The sequence below is a fragment of the Hydrogenophaga sp. genome (assembly GCF_051007235.1).
In the GTDB taxonomy this organism is placed as follows: domain Bacteria; phylum Pseudomonadota; class Gammaproteobacteria; order Burkholderiales; family Burkholderiaceae_C; genus Hydrogenophaga.
In genome coordinates this window covers 1-3,309 of sequence record NZ_JBPCSJ010000109.1, presented here as the reverse complement: position 1 = coordinate 3,309, position 3,309 = coordinate 1, and the positions used below count along the sequence as shown (strand labels likewise).

Here is a 3,309-nt window from a genome sequence, read left to right as displayed (position 1 = left end):
CGGCCTTGGCCCCGTTGCTGCCCGAGCCCTCTTCCGCGCCGAAGCCACCGGCAATCACCGAGATGAAGCTGCGGTTCATTGCCTTGCACATGATGTAGGACAGGATGGCGCCGCTGGAGCCGACCAGCGCACCGGTGACGATCAGCAGGTCGTTGCTCAGCATGAAGCCGGTGGCGGAGGCCGCCCAGCCCGAGTAGCTGTTGAGCATGGACACCACCACCGGCATGTCGGCGCCGCCGATGGCCATGACCATGTGGATACCGAACAGCAGCGCGATGCCGCTCATGATGAACAGCGGGACCATGCCGTCCTGCAGCGTCTCGGCGTGCAGGAACTGGCGGCCGAAATAGATCACCGCCAGCAGACCGGCCAGGTTCAGCCAGTGGCGCGCCGGCAGCAGCAGCGGCTTGCCGCCGATGCGGCCCGAGAGTTTGCCGAAGGCGACGACCGAGCCCGAGAAGGTGACCGCGCCGATGAAGATGCCGATGTAGATCTCCATCGCGTGGATGGCGTGGGCCGCGCTGTCGAGGTTCTTCGATGCCTCAGGATCGACGTAGGTGGCGTAGCCCACCAGCACCGCGGCCATGCCGACCATGCTGTGCATCAGCGCCACCAGCTCGGGCATCTGGGTCATTTGCACCGTGCGCGCGGCGTACAGGCCGATGGCCCCGCCGAGCACCATGGCGCCGACGATCCAGGGCACGCCGGCCATGGTCACCTGCGGGCCGAACACCGTGGCCGCCACGGCCAGCGCCATGCCGACCATGCCGTAGAGGTTGCCGCGGCGCGCGGTTTCCTGGTTGGACAGGCCGCCCAGGCTGAGGATGAAGAGGATGGTCGCTCCGATGTAAGAGACCGTGGCCAGACTTGCAGACATTCAGTGTCTCCCGTTCTTATTTGCGGAACATCGCCAGCATGCGCTGGGTGACGGCGAAGCCGCCGAACATGTTGATGGCGGTGAGCACCAGCGCCACCGCGGCGAGCACGCCGATCAGCGTGTTGGGCCGCCCGGCCGCATCGGCCAGGGGCGAGATCTGCACCAGCGCGACGATGGCGATGATCGAGCTGATGGCGTTGGTCACGCTCATCAGCGGCGTGTGCAGCGCGGGCTTGACGTTCCACACCACCATGTAACCCACGAAGCAGGCCAGCACGAACACCGTGAAGTGCGACAGGAACGCAGCCGGCGCATACGCGCCCACCAGCGCCATCAGCACCGCGGCACCGCCGGCCACCAGGGCCAGCTGGCCGGCGGGCATGGGGCCCGAGGGCTCGCCGTGGCCGTGACCCTTTTTGGCGGTCGGTGCGGTCACGGGCTTGGGCGCCGGCTTGGGGGCGGCCGCGATGGGCGGGGCCGGCCAGGTGATCTCGCCATCCTTGATCACGGTCAGCCCGCGGATCGCGTCGTCCTGCATGTTGACGTTGATGACGCCGTCCTTGGTCTTGCACAGCTCTTCGGTCAGGCGGAACAGGTTGGTGCCGTACAGCGTGGACGACTGGCGCGCCATGCGCGAGGCCAGGTCGGTGTAGCCGACGATGGTGACGCCGTGGCGCACCACCGCTTCACCGGGCACGGTCAGCTCGCAGTTGCCGCCCTGTTCGGCGGCCATGTCGACGATCACGCTGCCGGGCTTCATGCTCTGCACCATCTCGGCGGTGATCAGCTTGGGCGCTGGCTTGCCCGGGATCAGCGCGGTGGTGATGATGATGTCCACCTCGCGGGCCTGCTGCGCGTACATGGCGCGCTGTGCGGCCTGGAAGCCTTCGCTCATGACCTTGGCGTAACCGCCTCCGCCCGAGGCTTCTTCCTCGTAGTCCACCTTGACGAACTCGCCGCCGAGCGAGACCACCTGGTCGGCCACCTCGGCGCGGGTGTCGTTGGCGCGCACGATGGCGCCCAGGCTGGCGGCCGCGCCGATGGCGGCGAGACCCGCCACACCGGCACCCGCGATGAACACCTTGGCCGGCGGCACCTTGCCCGCGGCGGTGATCTGGCCGTTGAAGAAGCGGCCGAAGGCGTTGGCCGCCTCGACCACGGCGCGGTAACCGCTGACGCCGGCCATCGAAGTCAGCGCGTCCATCTTCTGCGCGCGGCTGAGCGTTCTCGGCAGGCAGTCGATGGACAGCGCGGTCACCTTCTTCGCGGCCAGCTGCTGCATCAGATCGGGGTTCTGGGCCGGCCAGATGAAGCCGATCAGCGTCTGGCCGGCGTGCATCAGCGCCACCTCGTCGGTCGTGGGCGGGCGCACTTTGAAAACAATGTCGGCGCTGCTCCAGAGCTCGGCAGCCGAGCCGGCGATGCTGGCGCCGGCTGCGCGGTAGTCGTCGTCGCTGCAGTTGGCAAGTGCACCGGCGCCGCTTTCCACCACCACGGCAAAACCCAGCTTGACCAGCTTGGCCACCACGTCGGGCACCGTGGCCACGCGTTTTTCGCCGGTGAAGGTTTCGCGCGGCACGCCAATGCGCTGGGGCGCGGCGGCGGCGGTATCGGTCGGTGCGCCAGAAGTCATGGGAAGGTCCTCGCTCGTAACAAATTGCGGGCCAGCTTAACCGATGCCACCCCAGCCCCTGAACCACGCAAACCCTTGACGCACAAGGACTTGCAAGCGCCTGTGCGTCGCGCGTCAACGATGGGAGGGCGTTTGCTTTTCACGATGCGGCAAGACCTCCCGTTGCAAGGAACACCCGAACGGTCGGTCGGGATAATCCACCACATGAACATCCGATGGAAACCCAGTGTCACCGTGGCCGCGATCATCGAGCGCGAGGGCCGTTACCTGCTGGTCGAAGAGCACACGCCCGAAGGCCTGCGCCTGAACAACCCGGCCGGGCACCTGGACCCGGGCGAGAGCCCCGAGAAGGGCGTGGCCCGCGAAGCGCTGGAAGAAACCGCCTTCGCCTTTGAGCCCACGGCCCTGGTGGGCATCTACCTCTCGCGCTTCCAGCGCGCGAGCACGCAGGAAGACGTCACCTACCTGCGCTTCGCCTACTGCGGCACGCTGGGCGACTTCGACAGCGTGCGGCGGCTGGACACCGGCATCGTGCGCACGCTGTGGATGACACCCGACGAAGTGCGCGCCAGCGCCGAGCGCCACCGCAGCCCGCTGGTGCTGCGCTGCATCGAAGACCACCTGGCCGGACAACGCTTTCCACTGGCGCTGGTGCAGACCGATCTGACGGTGTTCCAAGCCCGCTGACGTCAAGCACCCCCTGCGCCGCTGCGCGGCTTCCCCCTCTCTCGCCTGCGGCGGGAGGAGGACGCACCCTGTGGCCCGGCAGAGCCGGTTCCACGGGTGCCCTGGCCACAGC

3 protein-coding genes are annotated in these 3,309 nt (G+C 67.8%); 1 reads left to right on the top strand and 2 read right to left on the bottom strand.

What is annotated here, in order from left to right; all coding sequences use genetic code 11:
* Nucleotides 1-877 (bottom strand): NAD(P)(+) transhydrogenase (Re/Si-specific) subunit beta (locus tag ACR2JA_RS04070; protein ID WP_434007842.1); only part of this gene is annotated, 877 nt, incomplete at its 3' end.
* A gap of 16 nt (nt 878-893) precedes the next feature.
* Nucleotides 894-2,510: a Re/Si-specific NAD(P)(+) transhydrogenase subunit alpha gene (locus ACR2JA_RS04065; RefSeq protein WP_434007841.1), complete on the bottom strand. Its 1,617-nt coding sequence runs from the start codon at nt 2,508-2,510 to the stop codon at nt 894-896.
* A 204-nt stretch (nt 2,511-2,714) separates the two neighbouring features.
* Here ACR2JA_RS04065 and ACR2JA_RS04060 point away from each other — a divergent pair, with 204 nt between their 5' ends.
* Nucleotides 2,715-3,197 (top strand): NUDIX hydrolase, encoded by a 483-nt coding sequence (locus tag ACR2JA_RS04060; RefSeq protein WP_434007840.1) that lies wholly within the window; start codon nt 2,715-2,717, stop codon nt 3,195-3,197.
* Nucleotides 3,198-3,309 lie beyond the last annotated feature (112 nt).

What these genes read in the sequence shown, in the direction of transcription:
- ACR2JA_RS04060 (WP_434007840.1), top strand. Translation starts at nt 2,715, where the DNA reads ATGAACATCCGATGGAAACCCAGTGTCACCGTGGCCGCGATCATCGAG.
- ACR2JA_RS04065 (WP_434007841.1), bottom strand. Translation starts at nt 2,510, where the DNA reads ATGACTTCTGGCGCACCGACCGATACCGCCGCCGCCGCGCCCCAGCGC.